General features: G+C 58.1%; 18 protein-coding genes. 10 read left to right on the top strand and 8 right to left on the bottom strand.

Features of this window, described 5'->3' with window-relative positions; genetic code table 11:
- Positions 1 to 146 (top strand): isochorismatase family protein (locus AD948_RS18870; RefSeq protein ID WP_156479005.1); only part of this gene is annotated, 146 nt, incomplete at its 5' end.
- A 48-nt stretch (positions 147 to 194) separates the two neighbouring features.
- A complete protein-coding gene (locus AD948_RS10815; protein WP_061471983.1) occupies positions 195 to 1,613 on the top strand; it encodes a DHA2 family efflux MFS transporter permease subunit in 1,419 nt (472 codons plus the stop codon).
- A 465-nt stretch (positions 1,614 to 2,078) separates the two neighbouring features.
- Here the strand turns inward: AD948_RS10815 and AD948_RS10805 are convergent, their stop codons facing one another.
- From AD948_RS10805 to AD948_RS10795, 3 genes are read right to left on the bottom strand one after another with little or no spacing between them, the layout of a single operon-like run.
- Positions 2,079 to 5,252 (bottom strand): error-prone DNA polymerase, encoded by a 3,174-nt coding sequence (locus AD948_RS10805; RefSeq protein ID WP_061471978.1) that lies wholly within the window; start codon positions 5,250 to 5,252, stop codon positions 2,079 to 2,081.
- Positions 5,249 to 6,772, bottom strand: coding sequence for a DUF6504 family protein (locus tag AD948_RS10800; protein WP_169797409.1), 1,524 nt, complete (start codon positions 6,770 to 6,772; stop codon positions 5,249 to 5,251). The genes AD948_RS10805 and AD948_RS10800 overlap by 4 nt, the downstream gene beginning before the upstream one ends.
- A complete protein-coding gene (locus AD948_RS10795; protein WP_061471976.1) occupies positions 6,687 to 7,451 on the bottom strand; it encodes an ImuA family protein in 765 nt (254 codons plus the stop codon). The genes AD948_RS10800 and AD948_RS10795 overlap by 86 nt, the downstream gene beginning before the upstream one ends.
- Before the next feature lie 285 nt (positions 7,452 to 7,736).
- On the opposite strand from AD948_RS10795, the gene AD948_RS10790 reads away from it, so the two are divergent.
- The 3 genes from AD948_RS10790 to AD948_RS10780 all read left to right on the top strand — a co-directional run bounded on the left by AD948_RS10790 (position 7,737) and on the right by AD948_RS10780 (position 11,015).
- Positions 7,737 to 8,498, top strand: coding sequence for a YoaK family protein (locus AD948_RS10790; RefSeq protein ID WP_061471974.1), 762 nt, complete (start codon positions 7,737 to 7,739; stop codon positions 8,496 to 8,498).
- A complete protein-coding gene (locus tag AD948_RS10785) occupies positions 8,498 to 9,145 on the top strand; it encodes an SOS response-associated peptidase (RefSeq protein ID WP_061471972.1) in 648 nt (215 codons plus the stop codon). The genes AD948_RS10790 and AD948_RS10785 overlap by 1 nt, the downstream gene beginning before the upstream one ends.
- A 124-nt stretch (positions 9,146 to 9,269) precedes the next feature.
- Positions 9,270 to 11,015, top strand: coding sequence for an oleate hydratase (locus AD948_RS10780; protein WP_061471997.1), 1,746 nt, complete (start codon positions 9,270 to 9,272; stop codon positions 11,013 to 11,015).
- Between the two features lie 571 nt (positions 11,016 to 11,586).
- On the opposite strand, the gene AD948_RS10775 is transcribed toward AD948_RS10780, so the two are convergent.
- The 5 genes from AD948_RS10775 to AD948_RS10755 form a co-directional block, all read right to left on the bottom strand.
- Complete coding sequence (locus AD948_RS10775) at positions 11,587 to 12,090, bottom strand: flavin reductase family protein (protein ID WP_061471969.1); 504 nt, start codon at positions 12,088 to 12,090, stop codon at positions 11,587 to 11,589.
- Positions 12,091 to 12,231: 141 nt separating this feature from the next.
- Positions 12,232 to 13,971: an ABC transporter ATP-binding protein/permease gene (locus tag AD948_RS10770; RefSeq protein ID WP_061471967.1), complete on the bottom strand. Its 1,740-nt coding sequence runs from the start codon at positions 13,969 to 13,971 to the stop codon at positions 12,232 to 12,234.
- A complete protein-coding gene (thrS, locus tag AD948_RS10765) occupies positions 13,968 to 15,845 on the bottom strand; it encodes a threonine--tRNA ligase (protein WP_330848719.1) in 1,878 nt (625 codons plus the stop codon). Before thrS ends, AD948_RS10770 begins: the two co-directional genes overlap by 4 nt.
- Positions 15,846 to 15,886: 41 nt before the next feature.
- Entirely contained in the window at positions 15,887 to 16,381 is a 495-nt protein-coding gene (locus AD948_RS17815) for a Fur family transcriptional regulator (RefSeq protein WP_082782408.1), read from the bottom strand.
- Positions 16,382 to 16,386: 5 nt separating this feature from the next.
- The gene (locus tag AD948_RS10755) at positions 16,387 to 17,118 is read right to left on the bottom strand and encodes a DUF1826 domain-containing protein (protein ID WP_061471963.1); all 732 of its coding nucleotides are present in this window, start codon (positions 17,116 to 17,118) and stop codon (positions 16,387 to 16,389) included.
- A gap of 83 nt (positions 17,119 to 17,201) precedes the next feature.
- Here AD948_RS10755 and folE point away from each other — a divergent pair, with 83 nt between their 5' ends.
- The 5 genes from folE to AD948_RS10730 are packed head-to-tail and all read left to right on the top strand — an operon-like array spanning position 17,202 to position 21,403.
- Positions 17,202 to 17,834, top strand: coding sequence for a GTP cyclohydrolase I FolE (gene folE, locus AD948_RS10750; RefSeq protein WP_061471961.1), 633 nt, complete (start codon positions 17,202 to 17,204; stop codon positions 17,832 to 17,834).
- Positions 17,831 to 18,340, top strand: coding sequence for a phosphoribosyl-AMP cyclohydrolase (hisI, locus tag AD948_RS10745; RefSeq protein WP_061471959.1), 510 nt, complete (start codon positions 17,831 to 17,833; stop codon positions 18,338 to 18,340). Before folE ends, hisI begins: the two co-directional genes overlap by 4 nt.
- A 13-nt stretch (positions 18,341 to 18,353) precedes the next feature.
- Positions 18,354 to 19,577 (top strand): zinc metallochaperone GTPase ZigA, encoded by a 1,224-nt coding sequence (gene zigA, locus AD948_RS10740; protein WP_061471993.1) that lies wholly within the window; start codon positions 18,354 to 18,356, stop codon positions 19,575 to 19,577.
- A 47-nt stretch (positions 19,578 to 19,624) separates the two neighbouring features.
- Positions 19,625 to 20,788: an S-(hydroxymethyl)glutathione dehydrogenase/class III alcohol dehydrogenase gene (locus AD948_RS10735; protein WP_061471957.1), complete on the top strand. Its 1,164-nt coding sequence runs from the start codon at positions 19,625 to 19,627 to the stop codon at positions 20,786 to 20,788.
- A 54-nt stretch (positions 20,789 to 20,842) separates the two neighbouring features.
- Entirely contained in the window at positions 20,843 to 21,403 is a 561-nt protein-coding gene (locus AD948_RS10730) for an LbetaH domain-containing protein (RefSeq protein WP_061471955.1), read from the top strand.
- Positions 21,404 to 21,408 lie beyond the last annotated feature (5 nt).

Here is a 21,408-nt window from a genome sequence, read left to right as displayed (position 1 = left end):
CGGCGCATGAGCATGGATACAACGTCGTGCTCGTCGAGGATCTCATGTCCACCTTCACGGACGAGATGCAGCGCTTTGCCTGTGAGGAGATTTTTCCGCGCCTTGGCCGTGTGACGACGAGCGAGGCGATCGCGCTGGATGCGTAAGTTCATGGCGGATGTCTGCGCGTCTCGCGGTTCCCAACGAGATCATTCATGAACGCCAGAACGTCGTCACCAGCCTCAGGCCCGGATCAACTGCCTCCGGGCACCTGGAAAATAGTGGGCGTCGCGGCGGTCGGATCTTTCATGGCTCAACTGGACGCCACGATCGTCAATGTGTCGCTACCAGATCTTGTCGCGACCCTGCACGCGCCATTTTCACTCATACAGTGGGTGGTCAGCGGTTATCTGCTGGCACTCGCCCTGACGCTGCCGCTGAATGGATGGCTCGTAAGCCACCTCGGGGGGCGAGCGGTCTATTTATGGTGCTTCGGTGCCTTCACGCTGACATCAGGCCTGTGCGCGCTGGCGTGGTCCGCGCCGTCCCTGATCGTATTCCGGCTGCTGCAAGGTATGACGGGCGGTCTGCTTGCCCCTATGGCACAGATGACGGTTGCCCGTGTGGCGGGCCGTCAGATGCCGAGGGTCGCAAGCGCAATGACGGCGCCCGTTCTGCTCGCGCCCCTTCTTGGACCCGTCGTCGCCGGTGCCATTCTCTCCGTCGCGTCCTGGCGATGGATATTTCTTCTCAATGTGCCGGTCGGGCTTGCGGCTTTTGCCCTCGCCGTTCTGTTTCTCCCTGACGATCGGCATGACGAGCGGCCCCGTTCACTTGACCTGACAGGGCTAGGATTTCTCGCACCCGCTCTCGTCTCGTTTCTCTACGGCATGGATCATGTCGCCCGGCCTTATGGACAGGCGACCTTAGGCGCGTCCCTCGTGCTGTTCGTCCTGTATGTCCGATCCGCGCGACGCAAGGGCGATGACGCGCTGATCGACCTGCGCCTGCTGCGTGCGCCTGCCTTTTCGGTGTCGGCGATCATCATGTTTCTGACGAACGGGGTGTCGTTCGCTGGTCAGATGCTTCTACCCGTATGGCTGATCCACGCCTGCGGTGTCTCGCCCGAGCGGACGGGCCTGTTCATGGCACCCCTGGGTCTGGGGATGATGTGCGTCTATCCGCTCATTGGCCGTCTGAGTGACCGGTTTGACGCGCGCGATCTGACCGGTTGCGGGGCTCTTTTGTCCTTTGTCGGAACAGTGATTCTGATGCTGCTCGCCTATAACGGTCTGAACGTCACATTGCTCACGATAGCACTGCTGCTGCGTGGCGGAGGCGGGGGTACTGTCGGCATTCCGGCGATGAGCGCGGGATACGCTTCGATCGCACGTGAGGATATCCCGATGGCAACGACCGCGCTGAACATCATGCAAAGGATTGGGGGACCGACATTGATTACAGTGTGTGCGACATTCCTTGGGTGGCGGCTTGCGATAGCAGGTCCGACTCATGTCGCGTCAGAGGCTTATGCCGAAACATTTGCATTGCTCGCGTTATTTCATGGCACTCTGTTGCTCGCCACGCGCATCATCAGGCCTTCGAAAAAGAAACGCCAGTTCGGATCGAACTGAACCCGTCGTGCATGGATACTCGCCTGCGAAAATAAAAATTACCCAGGCAAGATTGGCCAGCGTCGTCCGCTATGCGGTCATTCGTTTGTGTTTCAGATTGTCCGAGATGAGGGCGACTGCTGCCCGTCTGCTTAATTTATTAGACTGAACTCGAAGCCAATTCGTATGCCATTGAACGCTGTAGTCAGAGCCTTCTGTCCAGTCGGTAAGGTCTGCATCCGATGTTGTGCGAGTATGTCAAATGGCGACGTGTAAAGAGTGTTGGTATCGGCTAGACCGTGCCCCCGCAACCAAAACTTATACAATATAATCAGCATGTTAAGCCGCCCCAATGGGCGGCTTTCTGCGTTTGGGAAACACGCGCAGGATGCGTATAGGATGCAAATGGGAGTGAAACTGCAGCGTAGTTTGGACTCATAACAAGGCTTTTCACGATGGCGTGAGCTTGATCGGCGGCCTTATTGATCAGTGGAAATTGCGCGATCTGACGACGATACGCTCACCGGCGGAAACGCTGTCATGAGCGCTCTCAGCAGAGGAGCGATTACCAACGTCTGCGAGCAGCCCGGAGAGATCGATAATCTCCTTTGCCACCAGATGCACGACCTCACCTTCCTTCTGCAGTATGCCTGTCACCGCCAGCATCTGGCCGCCAAGCACCACGCGCCGGTTAGTGTCGAACATATCGGGCCAGATGATGACGTTCATATTGGCCGTCTCGTCCTCCAGCGTCATGAACACCACACCTTCGGCGGAGCCCGGTCGCTGCCGGACCAGAACCAGCCCCGCCACGGTGAGACGCTTCCCATCCTTTGTCGCCAATGCCTGCCGACAGGACATGATGTCCCTTGCCCGGAGATCCTCGCGTAGAAAGGTCAGCGGATGATCCCGCAGGGTAAGGCCAAGCCGGTTGTAATCCCGCACCACCTCGGCCCCGTCGCGCATGGGTTGCAGCAGCACATCCGGTTCTTCAGCTTCCCGTGTCACCCGCGCTGCGGCAAACAGAGGCAGCGGTTCGTCCCGTAGCGCCTTGATCCCCCACAGCGCCTCGCGCCGTGCCAGCCCGAGCGAGGGCCGGAAAGCGTCGGCTTCCGCGAGATGGGTCAGGGCTGCCGACTTCACGCCAGCCCGACGCCACAGATCATCGATCGAGGTAAACGGGCGTGAGGCTCGCGCGGCAACAATCCGGGCTGCATCGTCGTTGGCTAGTCCCTTCACCAGACTCATGCCAAGCCGCACGGCAAATCGGCCATTGGAGCTTTCCGGGCCTTCCAGCGTGCTGTCCCAGCGTGAAGCATTCACGCAGACAGGTCGGACCTCCACGCCATGTTCCCGCGCATCACGGACCAGTTGTGCCGGCGCATAGAATCCCATCGGCTGGGAATTCAGGAGGGAGGCCAGAAACACATCTGGATGGGTGCATTTCATCCATGAGGATGAATAGGCCAGAATGGCGAAACTCGCCGCATGGCTCTCGGGAAAACCGTAGGAACCGAAGCCTTCCAATTGCTGGTAGATCCGCTCGGCGAATTCCTCATCATACCCATTGGCGCGCATGCCATTGATCAGGCGTGTCTGAAACTGCGAGACCGTGCCGGTATTTTTGAACGTCGCCATGGCCCGACGCAACTGATCGGCCTCTGCGGCTGTAAACCCCGCACAGATCATGGCGACCTGCATCGCCTGTTCCTGAAACAACGGGATCCCGAGTGTCTTTTTCAGAACCTTTTCCAGTTCCGGGGTAGGATAGTTTTCCGGCTCGATCCCCTCACGGCGACGCAGATAGGGATGCACCATATCCCCCTGAATGGGGCCTGGACGCACGATCGCGACCTCAATGACGAGATCATAGAACACACGCGGTTTGAGCCGTGGCAGCATGGACATCTGGGCGCGGGATTCAATCTGGAACACGCCGATGGTGTCAGCCTTGCGGATCATGGCGTAGGTGCGCGGATCTTCGGCCGGAATGCTCTGGAGCGTGAAGTGCTGGCCCTTGTGTTCCGCCAGCAGATCCAGCCCCTTTTTCATGCAGGTCAGCATGCCGAGCGCCAGGATATCGACCTTCATGAATTTCAGAACGTCGATATCATCCTTGTCCCATTCGATGATCTGACGCTGCTCCATAGAGGCGGGCTCAATCGGCACCAGTTCATCCAGCCGGTCATGCGTCAGCACGAAGCCGCCGGGATGCTGTGACAGGTGGCGTGGCACGCCGATCAGGCAACGTGCCAAGTCGAGTGTCAGGCGAATGCGCCGGTCGGACAGGTCAATACCCGTTTCATTCAGGGCCTCATCATCCAGTTTGCGCCCCCAGCCCCAGATCTGACCTGACAGCGTGCGGATCAGGTCTTCGGGGAGGCCCATCACGTTGCCAACGTCCCGGAGTGCTCCCTTGGCGCGATAACGGATCACCACCGCCGTCAGTGCCGCCCGGTCACGCCCGTAATGCTCATAGACCCACTGGATGACCTGTTCACGTCGCGCATGCTCGAAATCCACGTCGATATCCGGTGGCTCGCCCCGCTCCTCGGAGACGAAGCGTTCGAACAGCAACGAGTTGCGGGCCGGATCGATGGCAGTAATGCCGAGCACGTAGCAAACGGCAGAATTGGCAGCCGAGCCACGGCCTTGGCAGAGAATGTCCTGGGAGCGGGCATAGCGGACGATGCTGTTCACGGTCAGGAAATACGGTGCGTAGTTCATCCGCCCGATCAGTCCGAGTTCATGGCGGAGCGTTTCCGCCACGTCATCCGGTACGCCATCCGGATAGACGGAACGGGCGCCCTCCCAAGTCAGCGCCTCCAGCTCCTGCTGGGGTGTCTGGCCAGGTACGGAGACTTCATCAGGATACTGGTAGGCCAGATCATCGAGCGAGAAGCGGCAGCGCTCCACGATGTCCATGGTGCGAGCCACCGCTTCCGTGTAACGGCTGAACAGCCGGGCCATTTCCTGTGGCGGTTTGAGATAGCGATCGGCATGACGTTCGCGGACAAACCCCGCCTCGTCGATGGTGGTGTTGTGGCGGATGCAGGTGACGACATCCTGCAGGATGCGACGGTCATGGGTGTGGAACAGTGCGTCGTTGGTTACAACGGTTGGGACACGGGCCTGATGGGCAAGGTTCGCCAGCTCATACAACCGCATCTGGTCATTGGGGCGGCGCAGCAGTGTCAGCGCCATATAGGCGCGGTCAGCAAAGGCGTTTTTTAGCTTGCGCAGGTGCAGGGCGCAGGCATCGTCTGCCGTGTCCGGGATCATGACGACGGTCTGGCCTTCGCCCCAGGCGATCAAGTCATCCCAGAGAAGATGACACTTTCCCTTTCCGGCTCGTGCCTTGCCAACGGTGAGCAGACGACACAGCCTACCATAGGCGGCCCGGTCCGTAGGGTAGACCAATACCGGCGGGAAATCGGCCAGGTCGAGGCGACAGCCCACGACAAGCCGGAGCCCGACCTGCTTTGCCGCTCCATGCGCCTGCACCATTCCTGCCAGGGAATTCCGGTCGCAGATGCCCAGCGCCTCAATGCCAAGGGCTTTTGCCTGTTCGAACAGTTCGATCGGCGAGGAGGCTCCACGCAGGAACGAGAAATACGTCGTCACCTGCAGTTCGGCGTACCGTAGTGCCGAGGTGTTCATCCGAAGATCCCATGCAGGAACCAGCCCTGCGAGCCGGTCTCGCCATGCTCGCCATCGCCGGCCCGGTAAAGCCAGAACCGCTCGCCACTGGTATCCTCCACCCGGAAGTAGTCCCGGGCGATGGTCAGTTCGGCGTCATTCTTCCACCATTCGCCAAAGACACGCTCCGGCCCGTCGGCGCATTTCACTTTCCGTCGCACGCCCCGCCAGATGAAGAACAGTGGCGGTTGATCCGGCAGTTCCGCCATCGCCTGCACGGGTTCCGGCCGCGCCAGCAGGCGTGTTGGACGTGGCCAGTGCTCGGGCCAGTCCTTCGTCTCCTCGGGCGCCAGCGCGGGCACGCGGCAGAAGGAGCGTTCGGGCAGGTCGCTTTCCACCGGAGCAAACCGGTACAGCGCCTGCGTGCCGACACGGTTGGCCAGCGTGTCGATCAGGTCGGAGACATCGGCCTCTTGCTCGGCGATCAGGGAGGAGACGGTCTGCCGCCGGTCCATGAGTTCGGCCAAAGAGGCGATCAGCACCATGCGTTCGATCCCAAAGCCCGGATCGATGGTTTCGATCTTCTCGCACAGCAGCCGGGTCAGGCGCTTGACGTCGCGCACTGGCATGGCCGTGGCCACCCGGATCGCCTCGGTGCGGCTGTCCACACGATGCAGCAGCAGGTCGAGACGCCGCACGCCCTGTCCGCGCTCGTCCAGTCCCTGACAGAGCAGCAGCACCAGCCTGCCGATATACCTGGCGATGGTTTCAGCGGCCCCGATGGGCTCGGCGAAGTTCCGGCTGACCGCGACCGGATCGACCGGGCGGACTGGCACGATGGCTTCCCCGATGCGCCCGAACGCCTGATCCAGCCTGCGGGCGACATCCGGTCCGAACCGCAGCGCCAGCGGCGCGCGGGGCATGGCGGCAAGTGGTCCGATACGGGATACCCCCAGCGTAGCCAGTCCGTCGATGATGGTGTCCGGCAGGCGCAGCGCTTCAACCGGAAGGTCGGCCAGAGCAGAGGCCGTTCCCCCTGAGGGCACAACGGCAATCGGCGCCCGACCATAGCGGGCGATGGCGTGCGCGGCTCCCCACGTGTCAGCCACCACAGCTTTTGCCCGAAAGCCGGCGCCCGCCATGCGATGAACCATGTCCTTGAGCATGGGAAGTTCACCGCCATGTAGATGATCCGCCCCGGTCGTATCCAGAACCAGCCCATCCGGCGCATCGACGGCCACGATGGGCGCGATACGGTGCTGGAACCACAGCGCCAGCTTTTCCAGACCCAGCCGATCACCGTCAGGATCAGCGTCCATCAGCACCAGATCGGGATACAGTGCCTGAGCTTTGGCGACCGGAATGCCGGAGCGCAGCCCCAGCTTGCGGGCTGCGAGATCGACTGACAGGACAACCCGTCGTCGTCCTTCACGACCGGCCAGCGCCAGCGGCACCTCAGGCGCTGGCGCGTCTTTGCCCAGCCGCTTCCTGATCCGATCCGTCGGCCAGAGCGGCAGGTAAAGAGAGACGACCCTTGCCATCACAGGCTTCCACTTCAAAATCGGCACATTCGCCCGCACGGGCACGGATGAGTTCCAGCAACCAGCGCGGTCTTCCCACACCGGGCACCGGCAACGACACGGACGGCAGGACGGAGACCCGCCAGCGGGTCACACTGGCAGTCGGCTGACCAAAATCCGCCGCATCCGTCTGTCGCCGCCAGCGCCGGATGGCGATGCCAAGAGAGCCGGACGTCTCGGCCGCCAGTTGCAGGCGGCGTGAGGCCGTCATGGACAGACGCGCCACCTCGGCGACCACAGCCCCAAGGCCGCCATGCCGCAGTCCTTCCTCGAAACAGGCAAGCACATCGACGTCCGAGCGTGCCTCGACATAGATGGTTCGCCGGGCGGAAAGACCCACCTGTTTTAGGGAAGGGGCGAACACATCCTGGCGGGTGACGATCCACAGCACCTTGCCACGCGTGCGGGCCGCGATCCCGGCGCAGAACTGTCCGGCCGCGGCACTATGCAGGGCGTCATTCCCCCCTCCCGCCACTTCATGGAGGGCGCCCAGAGCCAGCCCGCCACCGGGCAGACGCGCATCGATCTCGCGCACGCCAAAGGGCAGTACCTTGCGGCGTCGGTCGCTATGCCCTTCGAGACGGCTGATCGCGGCCCGCAGCGTCTCCAGACCGGATTTTTTCTGGGGTTCGGCAGTCATGTCACGACTCAGTATCCATTCGTCCTGGTGGGTTTCCTGATTATATGTTCCTGAGTTGTTCTTTAATGGCGTGGGGAGTCAACATTCATCTTTCGGAGGAGCGTATCGCGCCACATCTGTGGCAATTCGCAATCCGGGAAGATATCGTCCTAAGAAATTGAAAACAGGACGCTTTGTCGGAAGAGGGCGGGCTGTTACCATCCCGCCCATAAAAAAGATCGTTGTCCGGGGAAACCGACAAACACGGAGTCTCCCTCATGCGGTCAGTCACGATGGGAGGCACAGGTGCTTGTTCACGAGGGAGCGGAGCGCAACGCCAGCATCGACAGGCGTCTGGGCTGCTCGCTGGCGGCTATCGCCGGTGCCGTGAACGCCACCGGGTTTCTGGCCGTGGGCTATTATTCGGCCAATATGACCGGCAATGTCTCAGCACTGGCGAGTGGCCTGCATGAAGGCCATCTGGAACTGGTCCTGTCCTGCTGCGGTCTGATATTGGCCTTTGTCGCAGGAGCCGTGCTGTCGGCGCTTCTGGTCAATGCGGGCCGTCGCCACAACCTGCCCTCAATCTACGCACGGAGCATCCTGCTGGAAGCCTGCCTGCTCGGGTTTCTGGGGGGCGTGGATCTTCTGTTTTCGGCCCAGCCACGGGATCCGGTGCTGGCCTTTGGGTTGAGTTTCCTCATGGGGCTTCAGAACGCCACGGTCACACGCATTTCCGGGGCGCGTGTCCGCACCACCCATATGACGGGAATGCTCACCGATGTGGGGCTGGAACTGGCGGACTGGTTGGAGAGCTTTTTTCATCCGGTTGACCCAGCCCGGCGGACCGGTACGCGCGAGTGTCTGGGGCTGCATGCCGCCATCGTGCTGTCCTTCACGCTGGGCGGCGTGGCCGGCGCCTTTCTGTATGGCTGGTGGTCTGCTCTCTTTCTTCTGGCGCTGGCGGGGCTTCTGGCCTGTCTGGCCCTGCCGGGTGCACTGTCGCATGAGCCTGTGGCGGAACAGGAACCGGCGTCGGTTCCGGCTTACGGGGAGAAGCATTCCTGATGTGCAATCTCTACGCCATGACATCGAACCAGAAAGCGATCCGGGAGATTGCAAAGGTTCTCGATGATCTGACGGGCAATCTCCAGCCTTTGACGGAGATATACCCGAATACAATGGCCCCGATCGTGCGGAACGGCGGAAACGGTCGCGAACTGGTCATGGCACGCTGGGGCATGCCGACACCTCCTGGCTATCTCAAGGGACACAGGGTCGACCGGGGTGTAACCAACATCCGCAATCCGTCCTCGACATGGTGGAAACGCTGGGAGGGCGTGCAACATCGTTGTCTGGTGCCATTGACGGCGTTCTCCGAACCGGAGCGTCTGCCCGACGGGACATCACGACCGGTGTGGTTTGCGCGGAATGATGGAGAACCGCTGGTCTTCTTTGCCGGGATTTGGTGTCGATGGACGTCCGTGCGCAAGCTGGCGGACGGAGAGACGACGGATGATCTGTTCGGTTTTCTGACCACGGACGCCAATCTGGAGGTGGGCGCGATCCATCCGAAAGCCATGCCTGTGATCCTGACGCAACCGGATGAGCTGGAGCGCTGGATGACGGCACCGATAGCAGAGGCTCTGGCGCTTCAGCGTCCGCTGCCCGATGGAGTTCTGTATCGGGTGCAGGCGCCGGCTCTGGCTGACTGAGAAAGGGGATCATCCTGTCCTGTTCGGGGCGTTTGATACATCGCAACGACAGATCGGCTTAGCAGGTGTTGTATGGCTGGCAGGGTTTCCCGCCATCGGCCCTTTTCAGAAAAGGACATGCGCCATGAGATACGCTCACAGCAATTACGAGGCTTTCGTTCACCCTCCAGCCCCGCAGGGTATGGAAGGACGGTCAGCGTGGATCGTGGGCGGCGGGCTGGCGGGCATGGCGGCGGCGGCGTTCCTCATCCGAGATACGGGCATGACGCCTTCAGCCATCACCATTCTTGAGGCATCGGACAGCGATGGTGGTGCGCTGGATGGGGCGGGGAATGCGGAGACCGGCTGGCTGATCCGTGGCGGTCGGGAGATGGAAGAGCAGTTCCAGTGTCTGTGGGATCTGTATCGTTCCATTCCATCTCTGGAAATTCCCGATGCATCAGTGCTGGATGAAGTCTGGCAGGTCAATCAGGCCGATCCGTCTACAAGTCCGGTCCGCGCCATGTGCAATCGGGGACAGCCCCTCGCCGATCGTGACAGGCTGACGCTCACGGGAAAGGCGCGGCGCGAGATCATTACCCTCATTCTGACCGATGAGGACGAACTGGCGGGAAAGACGATCGCGGATGTGTTGTCCGGCGATTTCATGGCGTCGAACTTCTGGCTGTTCTGGCGGTCGATGTTCGCGTTCGAGACCTGGCACTGCGCCATTGAGATGAAGCGCTATCTCGCACGGTTCGTGCATCAGATCCTCGGACTGAAGGATCTGCATGCGCTGAAATTCACCAGATATAACCAGCAGGAATCCCTGAGCAGACCACTGGCCACATGGCTTGCCGATCAGGGCGTCGTGTTCCGTCATGGTGTGACGGTGACGAATGTTGCCGTTGATGTGTCGGGCAGAACGAAAGTTGCGACCCGTCTCGACTGGCTGGAAAATGGCGCGACCGCTGGTGTTGACCTGGGTTCGGCGGAGCTGGTGTTCGTGACCAACGGTTCCATGGTGGAGAATTCACGCTGGGGCGACCATCATACACCCGCGCCGATTGATACGACCATCGGAGAGGGGAGCATCTGGCAGCTCTGGCGCACTATCGCAGCGCAGGATGCCGCATTCGGGCATCCTGATGTTTTCTGTGGTGATACGAAAAAATCCCGCTGGCTGTCGGCTACGGTTACGACCCGGGATGCGCGGATTCCGGAGCTTGTAAAGCGGATTACGGGGCGTGATCCGTTTTCGGGGAAAATCATCACGGGTGGCCCGGTCACGATCGCGGATTCATCCTGGCTGATGAGCTGGGTGGTCAGCCGTCAGCCTCATTTCAAGGGGCAGCCCGAAGGCCAGATGGTGGTCTGGCTCTATGGTCTGTTCAGTGACGTGCCTGGCGATTACGTGAAAAAGCCCATGCAGGGCTGCACGGGGGAGGAAATCACTCGTGAGTGGCTGTTCCATATGGGCGTGCCGGTGGAGCAGATCGACGACATGGCAGCGACAGGGGCGACGACGCGTCCGTGCAAGATGCCGTTCATCACGGCGCAGTTCATGCCGCGTGCACCGGCTGACCGACCGAAGGTAGTGCCGGATGGGAGCGTCAATCTCGCCTTTCTCGGGCAGTTCGCCGAAACGCCACGCGATACGGTTTTCACCACGGAATATTCCGTCCGCACGGCGATGGAGGCGGTCTATACCCTGTGCAGCGTCAGGCGGGCTGTGCCGGAAGTGTCGGGCGGCATTTTCGATGTCCGGATGCTGTTACAGGCGGCTGCGGAACTGCGGGACGGAGAGAAGGTGCCAGCATCCGGACTGATCCGGCACCTGACACAGGGGACCGAGATTGACGATCTTCTGGAACGCTACGGGCTGGTTTGAGCTTACTGTCAAAGTGTTGAATACTTTCACAGGTAAAACGGACATAACCAGGAAGAACGAGTCTGATGTCAATTACGGCGACTGGTTGAACGGCAGTCCTGGCTGGTTCAGAAATAACAAAACATGGCGCTGTAGATATTTTCGAGATGGGTTGAAGGCTGGAGTTCACGTAATGGCAGTCGTTCATTGCCGCGATCTACAGCAAATTTTGCAAACGGGGACAACCGGTAGATACTCTGATTTTCACGGGTTCTGGCAAACAACGGCTGGTATCAGACGTCATTCATAAACCGACATGGCACAGTCGGCAGGAATACAACGCTGGGTCAGGCGACACGACGTGATGCGCCGCTCGCCTGCCCGAAATCAGGCCTTGATGCCCGCAGCCCCGTTGAGAACCGTTGGGTCATCCTGGAGAGTCACGTGCTGTAATACAGAGACATGGTAAAATCGGAACCTTATCCCGTTCTGTCATGCGCGTTGCCGGGGTGGCAGACTGGTTCAGACTCTCCGTGATCAAGATGCATCACAAAGGGACGAAAAAACATCAATTCATGACAAAGATCGGCGTCTATCCTCCGTAAAAGACTTTTTCTCCAAGATCCTTCATGTGCAGGATGGCGTCATCAGGGCGACCGGCAATGTCTTTTGTGAGGTAGACGCCGGTAACCTCGCAAACAAAGGTGTGATGATCACCCAGTTCCACAATCTGTCTCACTTTCAGTTCAACCGCCGCCGGGACGCATGCGAGTATGGGGGCTCCATTGGCGGCCCACCTGACCTCGTAATCTCCCAGTCTGCCATCCGCATACGGAACGGGCTTGAAGAACGCAAAGGCCAGATTTCCCTGCTCTCTGCCGAGAATGTTCAGCACCAGATCGCCACTTTTGCTTGCCTCTGCGTAAATGGCGGAATCGGTCTTGATGCCCAGGGCAAGCAGAGGAGGAACGAAGCTGGTCTGCGTTACCCAATTGATAGTCGCCGATGCTATCGTGCTGTCCTGACTTCCTCCTGTCAGTACGTAGAGCCCATAGGGGATCATTCTCAGGACGGTTTTTCGGATCTGTTCATCCATAACGTATTTCTCCGCTTACAGTTCGTCATTCGGACGATAACACATTACTATGGGTGGCACCCTGCGTCAGTAATACCAATCATTGTTTGCTGGTATCCATGAGAGATACCGGAAGCTTTCACCCTGTCTGGAGGTCTGCTGTCACACGCGCGGCCCGGGCGAATGGCATCCAATGTCAATCTGTACGGCGTGTTGATCCTGGAGTGCCTGACGATGCGTTATGGAAACGATCGTCAGATTCGGGATATGCTCGCGCAGAAGATCGTAAAGACGGATCTCTCCCTCCTGGTCAAGATTTGACGTGGTTTCATCGAGGAATATCCATTCAGGCCTATTTATCAGAATGCGTCCAAACATCAGACGCTGCTGCTCGCCGGGCGAAAGGCGTTCTGTCCACCTTGCTTCCGTATCGCGTTCATCAGCAAGGAATGACAGGCCTACCAGATCAAGGATCCGACAAACACGCTCATCGGGAACTGCTTCTGGGGCAACGGGATAACAGAGTGCCTCGCGCAGTGTCCCCAGTGGCAGATACGGACGCTGCGACAGGAACATTACCCGTGCCTCAGGCACGTGGATCTGACCGCTGGTAAATGGCCAGATTCCGGCAAGGGCGCGTAGAAAGGTGGATTTACCAACGCCAGATGCGCCGGTCAGAACAATATCCTGCCCCTGAGGCAGCGTGATGTTGACGTTTGAAAGCAGAACTGAACCATCCGGACGAAGTACAGTCAGATTCTCTGTAACAATATCAGAATTTGAAGCTGATTTTTCACGCAAGGAATCATGGTCGCTGACGGCGATGAAATCCATCGTTCTCTGGAAGCTTGCCAGACGGGAAACATTGGCTCGCCATTCGGTAATGGCCGGGTAAGCAGACCATATCCAGCCCAGTGCTTCCTCGACGCGGGAAAATGCCTGAACAAGTTGCATCAGGGTCCCAAAGGTGATCTTTCCTGCAAAATAGCGGATTGATCCGACGAGGAGGGCGAAATTTCCGGACAACGTGCCCAACCCGTCTGTCAGAAAGCTAAGCCATTTCGTCCTGGTCATAATGCCAAGAAAATTGTCATATACGGACGAGAATTTTCCCAGCAGAAGATGCTTTTCGCGGTCTCCTCCGTCGCTCAGGGCGATACTGTCCGCATGATCCCGGACATGCACAAGTCCATACCGGAAATCGGCTTCCGCCTTTTGCTGGATAATGCGTAACGGGATTAGCCGGCGACCTGTAAGATGTGTGATAATTGACGCAAAAGCAGAATAAAGCAGGGCTATCCACAGGAAATAGCCGGGGATACGAACCCCGAGCACGGTGATGGACCCGGAGAGAGACCAGAGAAGTCCGACATAGCTGATGAAGGTAATCGTACGCGATACGATATCGAGAAACTGTGAGAGCGTATCACGTACAAAACCGTCTATATCCTCTTGTATGCGCTGATCAGGATTGTCGCTGGCCTCTTTTAAGTGAGCCTGTGTCACGGCAATGCGGAAAGCGAGATTCTGATCGAGCCACTGGGCGAGCATGCGGTGTGTCATCCAGCGCCGCCAGCGGAGTTGCAGGAGCTGCTGGAGGTAGGTGGCGTAAACCGAGATCAACAGCGATGGCAGGGTGATGATGAAGAAACCGGGAATGATCATGGACGGTGTCCGGACGAACCAGAACAATCCTCGGAGGAAAGATGTGACGTCGCGCTGTTGCAGGGCTGTATAGAAAATATTGCGGGAAAAAGATTGCAGGACATCCGCCCCAACCAGCAGGAGGGTCAGCCCCAGTACCGCAGTCAGTAACACCCACGCGGACTTCTTTTCTTCAGACGTGAAATAGGGCCGGCTGAGATACCATAAATCGTCGAAAGCGGCGCGAAAGTTCTTCATGCGTCAAAGACCCGTAGCAGTCGATCACGGGAGGTGGTTGCCAACACTTTGACGACTTCTTCGCCCTGCATTGTTGGTCGAGCCGGATTTCCATATTCCCGGATGGAGACGGTTCCGTTTTCTTTTTCTTTTTTCCCGATGACCAGCATGACAGGTATTTTGGCGAGACTATGTTCCCGGATCTTATAGGAGATCTTCTCATTGCGCAGGTCAGGACGAACCCGGATATCATGGTCTTCGAGTGTTTTGATGAGGTCTCCGGCATAGATATTAGCCTCCTCTGTGATGGTTGCGACCACAACCTGCACCGGAGCGAGCCAGAACGGCAGATGACCTGTGTGGTGCTCCAGAAGAATGCCTATGAAGCGCTCAAGTGAACCGAATAAGGCGCGATGCAGCATGACAGGCGTATGCTTCTGGCTATCGGCGCCGACATAGTGTGCGTCCAGCCGTCCCGGTAGGTTGAGATCGACCTGTACCGTACCGCATTGCCAGTCCCGTCCGATGGCGTCCCGCAGCACGAACTCCAGTTTCGGGCCGTAGAAGGCACCTTCGCCGGGATTGTGGGTGTATGTTAACCCGGCAGCTTCGACACCATGGCGCAGCGCAGCTTCTGACCGATCCCATATTTCGTCCGACCCCACCCGCTTTTCCGGGCGATCGGAGAACTTGATCCTGACATCATCAAAGCCAAAATCCCGGTAAATCGAGAGCACCAGATCACAAATCCGCTGCGTCTCACTTTCCATCTGTTCGGGCGTGCAGAAAATATGGGCGTCATCCTGCGTAAAGGCACGCACACGCATGAGACCATGAAGTGCCCCCGAGGGTTCAAAACGATGAACCTTACCGAATTCGGCCATACGGAGTGGCAGATCGCGATAGCTTTTCAACCCTTGTCGGAAGACCTGTACGCCACCGGGACAGTTCATGGGCTTGAGAGCGTAGGTGCGTCCCTCGGTCTCGGTGGTGAACATGTTCTCCCCGAATTTGTCCCAGTGACCGGAGGCTTTCCACAGAGACAGATCCATGATGTCAGGCGTGTTGATTTCCACATAGCCTTCCGTGCGCTGACGCTTACGCAAATAGGCGAGGAGTGTCTGGAACAGCGTCCATCCGTTGGGATGCCAGAACACTGCTCCCGGTGCTTCTTCCTGAAAATGGAAGAGATCCATCTCACGACCTAGCCGACGATGATCGCGTCGAATAGCCTCCTCCCGTCGCTTTTCCCAGGTTTCGAGTTCCTGCTCGTTACGCCAGGCCGTGCCGTAAATCCTCTGGAGCATCGGGCGGTTTTGGTCACCCTTCCAGTAAGCGCCGGCTGTTTCAAGAAGACGGAAAGCATGACCTATCTGTGCGGTACTGGAGAGATGAGGCCCACGACACAGGTCCACGAAATCACCCTGTCGATAGAACGTCAGAACAGCATCAGCCGGGAGTGCGTTGATGATCTCGGCTTTGTAGTCCTGGCCCTGTTCGTGACACCAGGAAAGTGCCGTCTCCCGGTCCCATATCTCGCGAGTGATCGGTTCATTACGAGCGACTATTTCATGCATGCGGGCTTCGATCCGGGGCAAATCGTCCGCCGTGATCGGCTCTTCCGGCTCGACATCGTAGTAAAAGCCGCTTTCAGTAGCCGGCCCGGTCGCAAACAGAGTGCCCGGAAACAGTTCGCTGATCGCCTGAGCCAGAATATGCGCCGCGTCATGGCGGATGAGGGGTAGCGCATCTGCATCGTGCCGGTACACAGATTGGGACCGAATGTCATCGGCTATGCTGGACGAACGGTCATGAAGAACACCATTGATCCGGCAGGCCAGGACTTCGCCTGGCTCTTTTTGGGCAGGACGGTGGAGGGACGCAGACGATGTCATTGAAGACCCTTGACGAAAAAGAGCGGAGAGATGGCAGGAACTCATTTGATGGCCTGCGGAGGAAGGGATTGCGTGATCGAACGGACGGGCGTTGCAGGACAGGACTGGCAATCAGAGCAAAGTCCCTGCAACTCAATGATCCGTCGCCTGACCTGAAATCCAAGACTGTCGGCATTTTTGTCGATCAGACGGGAGGAGGCCTCGTTTTCCACCGATTGGGCGATACCGCATTGCTCGCAGATACAAAAAACCAGACGAGAGGGATTTTTCGCTCTGATGTGCACAAACGCATTCCGGCTTTCCAGACGGGCGACGAGGCCTTCGGCCATAAGTTTACTCAGTGCACGGTAAATGGTTGGAGGAGCCAGCGTGCGCCCGTCCGGGCTGTCAATGCACCGGAGTATGTCGTAGGCGGAAAGTGGAAGTCTGGCGTTTGTCAGAACGGTCAGTATGTCGTCCCGGACCGACGTCGTGCGGTCTGAAGATCCACATTGCCGGGATGGTAAAGAACAGAAACGACGAGAAGATGTTTCCATATTCTTCATCCTCTGACTGTATCGATGATGAGATGGATCCCGGGCGCAGTAGTGTCGTGACCCGCGTGACAGATACGATGCAGACAGCCGGCATCCTGACCGCCAAAACCCTTGATGAACGCCACAGCAAAAGAGTCCAGCGTGCTGATCATGCCCGCATGTGGATCGGGGTAACTGCACCACTCGGCACTGGCCGCGCCATAGCAACAGACAAGTCTGAGCGCTCCTGGCACCGCTTCAAAGCCAGTGTTATCGAGGGATTCTGTCGTCAGTCTGAGACGCTGAGGACAATCCTGCGTGACGGCGGAAAACAGGCTCGATAATTCAGCAGCATCACTGAGAACCAGAGGCGGGAATGCCTTTATCATAGTTCGGGACGCAAGGGCGTCGGCAATTTCCCCGGGAGTACCGGACATGTCGAAGACGCTCTGGGAGGAAGGGGCTTCTGCCAACGCTTTGTGCCAGACATCTGGAACGATCCGTCCCCAGACAACCATGTCGATGTCGCCGCGGTGCAGGTCCAGCAGGATGGATGCGTTGGAACAGGCGATCACATGGGGGGCAGGATAGGTGAGAGGCGGCATTTCAGGGCTGTCTGGCGCCGGGGCGGGCCAGCTTTCCACGAACAGCGTGGCAGTGCGACGTTGATGCGGGTCCCGGGACATGATTGCAGACTCATCCGGGAAAGGCATGAGGCGCTTTTCCGTAACTGCTGGTGTGGTGAAAGGAGGTGTCATGAAGTCGGTGCTTGACGGGATGCTGTGCATACCCATAACGTTATATTATAACGTAACATAGTCAACGCCGATGTGAGGGCATAATGGACACAACCATCGAGACGCGCCCACCGGCGCATGCGCCCACCCGGGTTTTACGGCCCCGGCCCACGCGAGCTCAGGCGGAGGAGGCGGTGCGGACGCTGCTCGCGTGGACGGGGGATGACCCGGACCGCGAGGGACTGAGAGGCACACCCGATCGGGTGGTCCGTGCCTATGAGGAGTTTTTCGAAGGCTACGAGGAGGACCCCGTGGCCCTTCTTGAGAGGACATTTGAAGAGACAGAGAATTACAATGAATTGGTGGTGTTGCGGGATATCCGACTGGAATCGCATTGCGAACATCACATCATTCCACTGATCGGCAAGGCGCATGTCGCCTACCTGCCGGACAGGCGGGTCGTCGGTATCAGCAAACTGGCACGTCTGGTCGATGTGTTTGCGCACAGATTGCAGATTCAGGAAAAGCTGACGGCGCAAATCGCCGATACGATCCACAGCGTTCTCAAACCGCGTGGTGTCGCAGTGGTGGTTGATGCGGCCCATCAATGCATGACCACGCGCGGCGTGCACAAACCCGGCGTTAGCATGGTGACCAGTCGCATGATTGGCGAGTTTGAGTCCTCGGAGACGCTGCGCCGGCAGTTTTTCGCCATGGCCGGCATGGGAGGCGCATGATGGGTGTGATCCTGGCCCATGAATCCGCAGCGTTTCGGCCGCGCCTCTCCATTGTGCAGGTGGAAGAAAGCACTGATCTGGCGCCCCGCTTCGATGCCGCCGGGCTTCTCACAGTCGTCACGACCGACGCGGAGAGCGGCGATGTTGTGATGGTCGGGGTCATGAACGCGGAGGCTCTCGCCCGCACCATCGAGACCCGTGAAGCGCATTACTGGAGCCGAAGCCGTCAGTGTCTCTGGCACAAGGGTGCGACGAGCGGTCTGACCCAGCATGTTGTCGAATTACGCATCGATGATGATCAGGACGCCGTGTGGCTCCGTGTCAAAACAGCTGGCGTCGGAGCGAATTGTCATGTGGGTTATCGCAGCTGTTTTTACCGGCGTGTTGATCTCCCGGTTGATGAAGGCGTTTCGGCCCCGGCGGCCAGGCTTGTCTTCTGTGAAGCAGAGAAGACTTTCGATCCGATTGCCGTTTATGGCGATGCTCCGAACCCAACACAGCTCTGAAGGAACAATGGAAATGGAAAACAGACTTCCCGTTACTGTGTTGTCCGGCTTTCTTGGGGCGGGCAAAACGACGTTGCTCAATCATGTCCTGAACAACCGTCAGGGCTATAAGGTTGCGGTCATCGTCAACGACATGAGCGAGGTCAATATTGATGCCGATCTCGTGCGCGAGGGTGGCAGTAATCTCTCCCGGACCGATGAAAAACTTGTCGAGATGACCAATGGCTGCATCTGCTGCACGCTGCGTGACGATCTGCTGCAGGAGGTGCGGCGTCTCGCCGAAGAGCAGAAGTTTGATTACCTTCTCATTGAATCGACCGGGATCGCCGAACCTCTGCCTGTTGCGGCCACGTTCGAGTTTCGCGACGAGAATGGTGTCAGTCTGAGCGATATTGCCCGGCTGGATACGATGGTGACGGTCGTGGATGCCGTAAACCTGCTGCGGGATTATTCTTCAAGTGATTTCCTGAAAGATCGTGGAGAAACGGCAGGTGAGGACGACGACCGCGCTCTGGTCGATCTTCTGGTCCAGCAGATTGAGTTCGCGGATGTCGTGGTCATTAACAAGGTCTCCACCGCCACAGTCGACCAGGTAGACGCTGCCCGGAAGATCATTCGTGCCCTGAACTCAGATGCAGATATTATTGAAACGGACATGGGTCAGGTTCCCATCGAGCGGATTCTGAATACAGGTCGCTTTGACTATGACAAAGCGCATCAGCATCCTTTGTGGTTCAAGGAACTTTATGGTTTTGCCAACCATGTGCCCGAAACCGATGAGTATGGCATTCGCAATTTCGTCTATCGTGCGCGTCGTCCGTTTGAACCAGCAAAATTTCAGGCGTTTCTGGATCGTAACTGGCCTGGCGTTGTGCGCGCGAAAGGGCATTTCTGGCTTGCGACACGCCCCGAATGGGTCGGGGAGATGAGCCAGGCGGGCGCACTTGTTCGCAGCGAAGCCATGGGACTGTGGTGGGCTTCCATTCCGAAAAACCAGTGGCCTGACACCGATCAGTGGCGTGATTTCGTGTTGGGAAACTGGGATTCTGTTTATGGCGACCGTCGGCAGGAAATCGTCTTCATCGGCACTGCGGAGATGAACGAGGCCGCACTGCGTCGTGATCTCGATGCCTGCCTTGTGCCCGAAACCAACAGTTTTGATCCGGCCCGTTATGCCCATCTGCCGGATCCATTCCCCATATGGCGCCGTCAGTCAGAAAGCCTGGAACCAGCCTGACAGATACGATTGTCAACCACTAATGTTTTCTTGAGGGATCATCAAAAATGAAGACGCGTGCTGCTATTGCATGGGAACCGAACATGCCGCTCGAGATTGATCTGGTCGATCTCGAAGGCCCGAAGGAGGGTGAGGTTCTGGTCAGGATTGTCACCACGAGCCTGTGTCACACCGATATGTTTACCCTTTCAGGGCATGACCCTGAAGGACGCTTTCCGTGCATTCTCGGTCACGAGGGGGTGGGTATCGTCGAGGATGTAGGCAAAAGCGTCACTTCTGTTGTTCCGGGCGATCATGTCATTCCGCTCTACATTCCCGAAGATCCGAACTGTCCGATGATCCGTTCGGGCAAGACCAATCTCTGCTCGACGATCCGTGAGACACAGGCTCTCGGACTAATGCCCGATGGAACAAGTCGCTTTTCCTATAAGGGGCGGCAGATTTTTCACTATATGGGCACCAGCACATTCAGCGAATACACCGTCCTGCCCGAGATCGCGGTTGCGAAAATTACCAAGGACGCGCCTCTTGCCAAGGCAAGTGTCATGGGCTGTGCCGTGCCGACCGGCATGGGGGCCGTGCGGAATGCGGCAAAGGTCGAGCCCGGCTCTACTGTAGCGGTTTTTGGCCTCGGCGCGATAGGGATGGCCGTTATTCAGGGGGCCGTCATGGCTGGTGCCTCGCGAATCATTGGTGTCGATACCAACCCCGCGAAATTCCTGCTGGCGAAAAATCTGGGGGCGACAGATCTGGTCAATCCGACGGATCATACCGATCCGATCCAGAAGGTGATCGTCGAGATGACGGGCGGCGGAGTGGATTATTCCTTCGAGGCGATCGGACGCGTCGATGTCATGCGGGCTGCGCTGGAATCTTGTCACAAGGGCTGGGGAGAATGCACCGTTATCGGTGTCGCGGGTGCCGGAGAGGAAATTTCCACTCGGCCATTCCAGTTGATTACAGGGCGTGTCTGGCGCGGAACGGCCTTTGGAGGCGTGAAAGGGCGCTCGCAGCTTCCTGGAATGGTGGATGAATGGCTGGCCGGAAAATTCAGTGTTGATCCCTACATCACGCACAACATGACGCATAACCAGATCAACAAGGCCTTCGATCTGCTGCATCGTGGTGAGGCAATCCGGTCTGTCATGCACTACCAGCCTGGTGAGACCATGTCGAACGACCTGCCCGGCGAAATTCTGATGGATGCCTGATCATCGCTTTTTGGCGCCTTTCGCTTCTAACTTTGGAAATCGAGGACCTAACTCATGCTGAGACCAAATCCACGAGGCGACTATCCCGTAGTGGCGGAGAGCGCTTTCGTTGATCCGACGGCTATTCTGTGTGGCCACGTGATTGTTGAAGATGATGTATTCATCGGACCGTACGCTGTCATTCGTGCTGACGAAACCGATGAGAACGGCGAGGTCGAACCGATACGGATCGGCAGAGGATCAAATATTCAGGACGGTGTCGTCATTCATTCGAAAGATGGCGCGGCCGTCACGATCGGGTCGAGAACCTCGATCGCGCATCGTTCGATCATTCATGGGCCGTGCACTGTAGGTGATGAGGTTTTCATCGGTTTTAACTCGGTTATCTTCAATTGCACCGTAGAGCGAGGCTGCGTAGTCCGGCATAATGCAGTCGTAGAAGATTGTGTGCTGACAGAAGGGTTTTATATCCCGTCGACAACGACGATTCATTCAAATACCGACCTGTTGACTGTCCCACAGGTCACCAAAGATGCCACGGCATTTTCTGAGAGCGTGGCTGAAATGAATGTCAGTCTCGCACGATCCTACCGGCGTATCGCTAATCAGCTGTAACCTGA

The sequence above is a fragment of the Acetobacter senegalensis genome, assembly GCF_001580995.1.
Lineage (GTDB): Bacteria > Pseudomonadota > Alphaproteobacteria > Acetobacterales > Acetobacteraceae > Acetobacter > Acetobacter senegalensis.
This window is presented reverse-complemented; position numbering and strand designations above follow the sequence as displayed.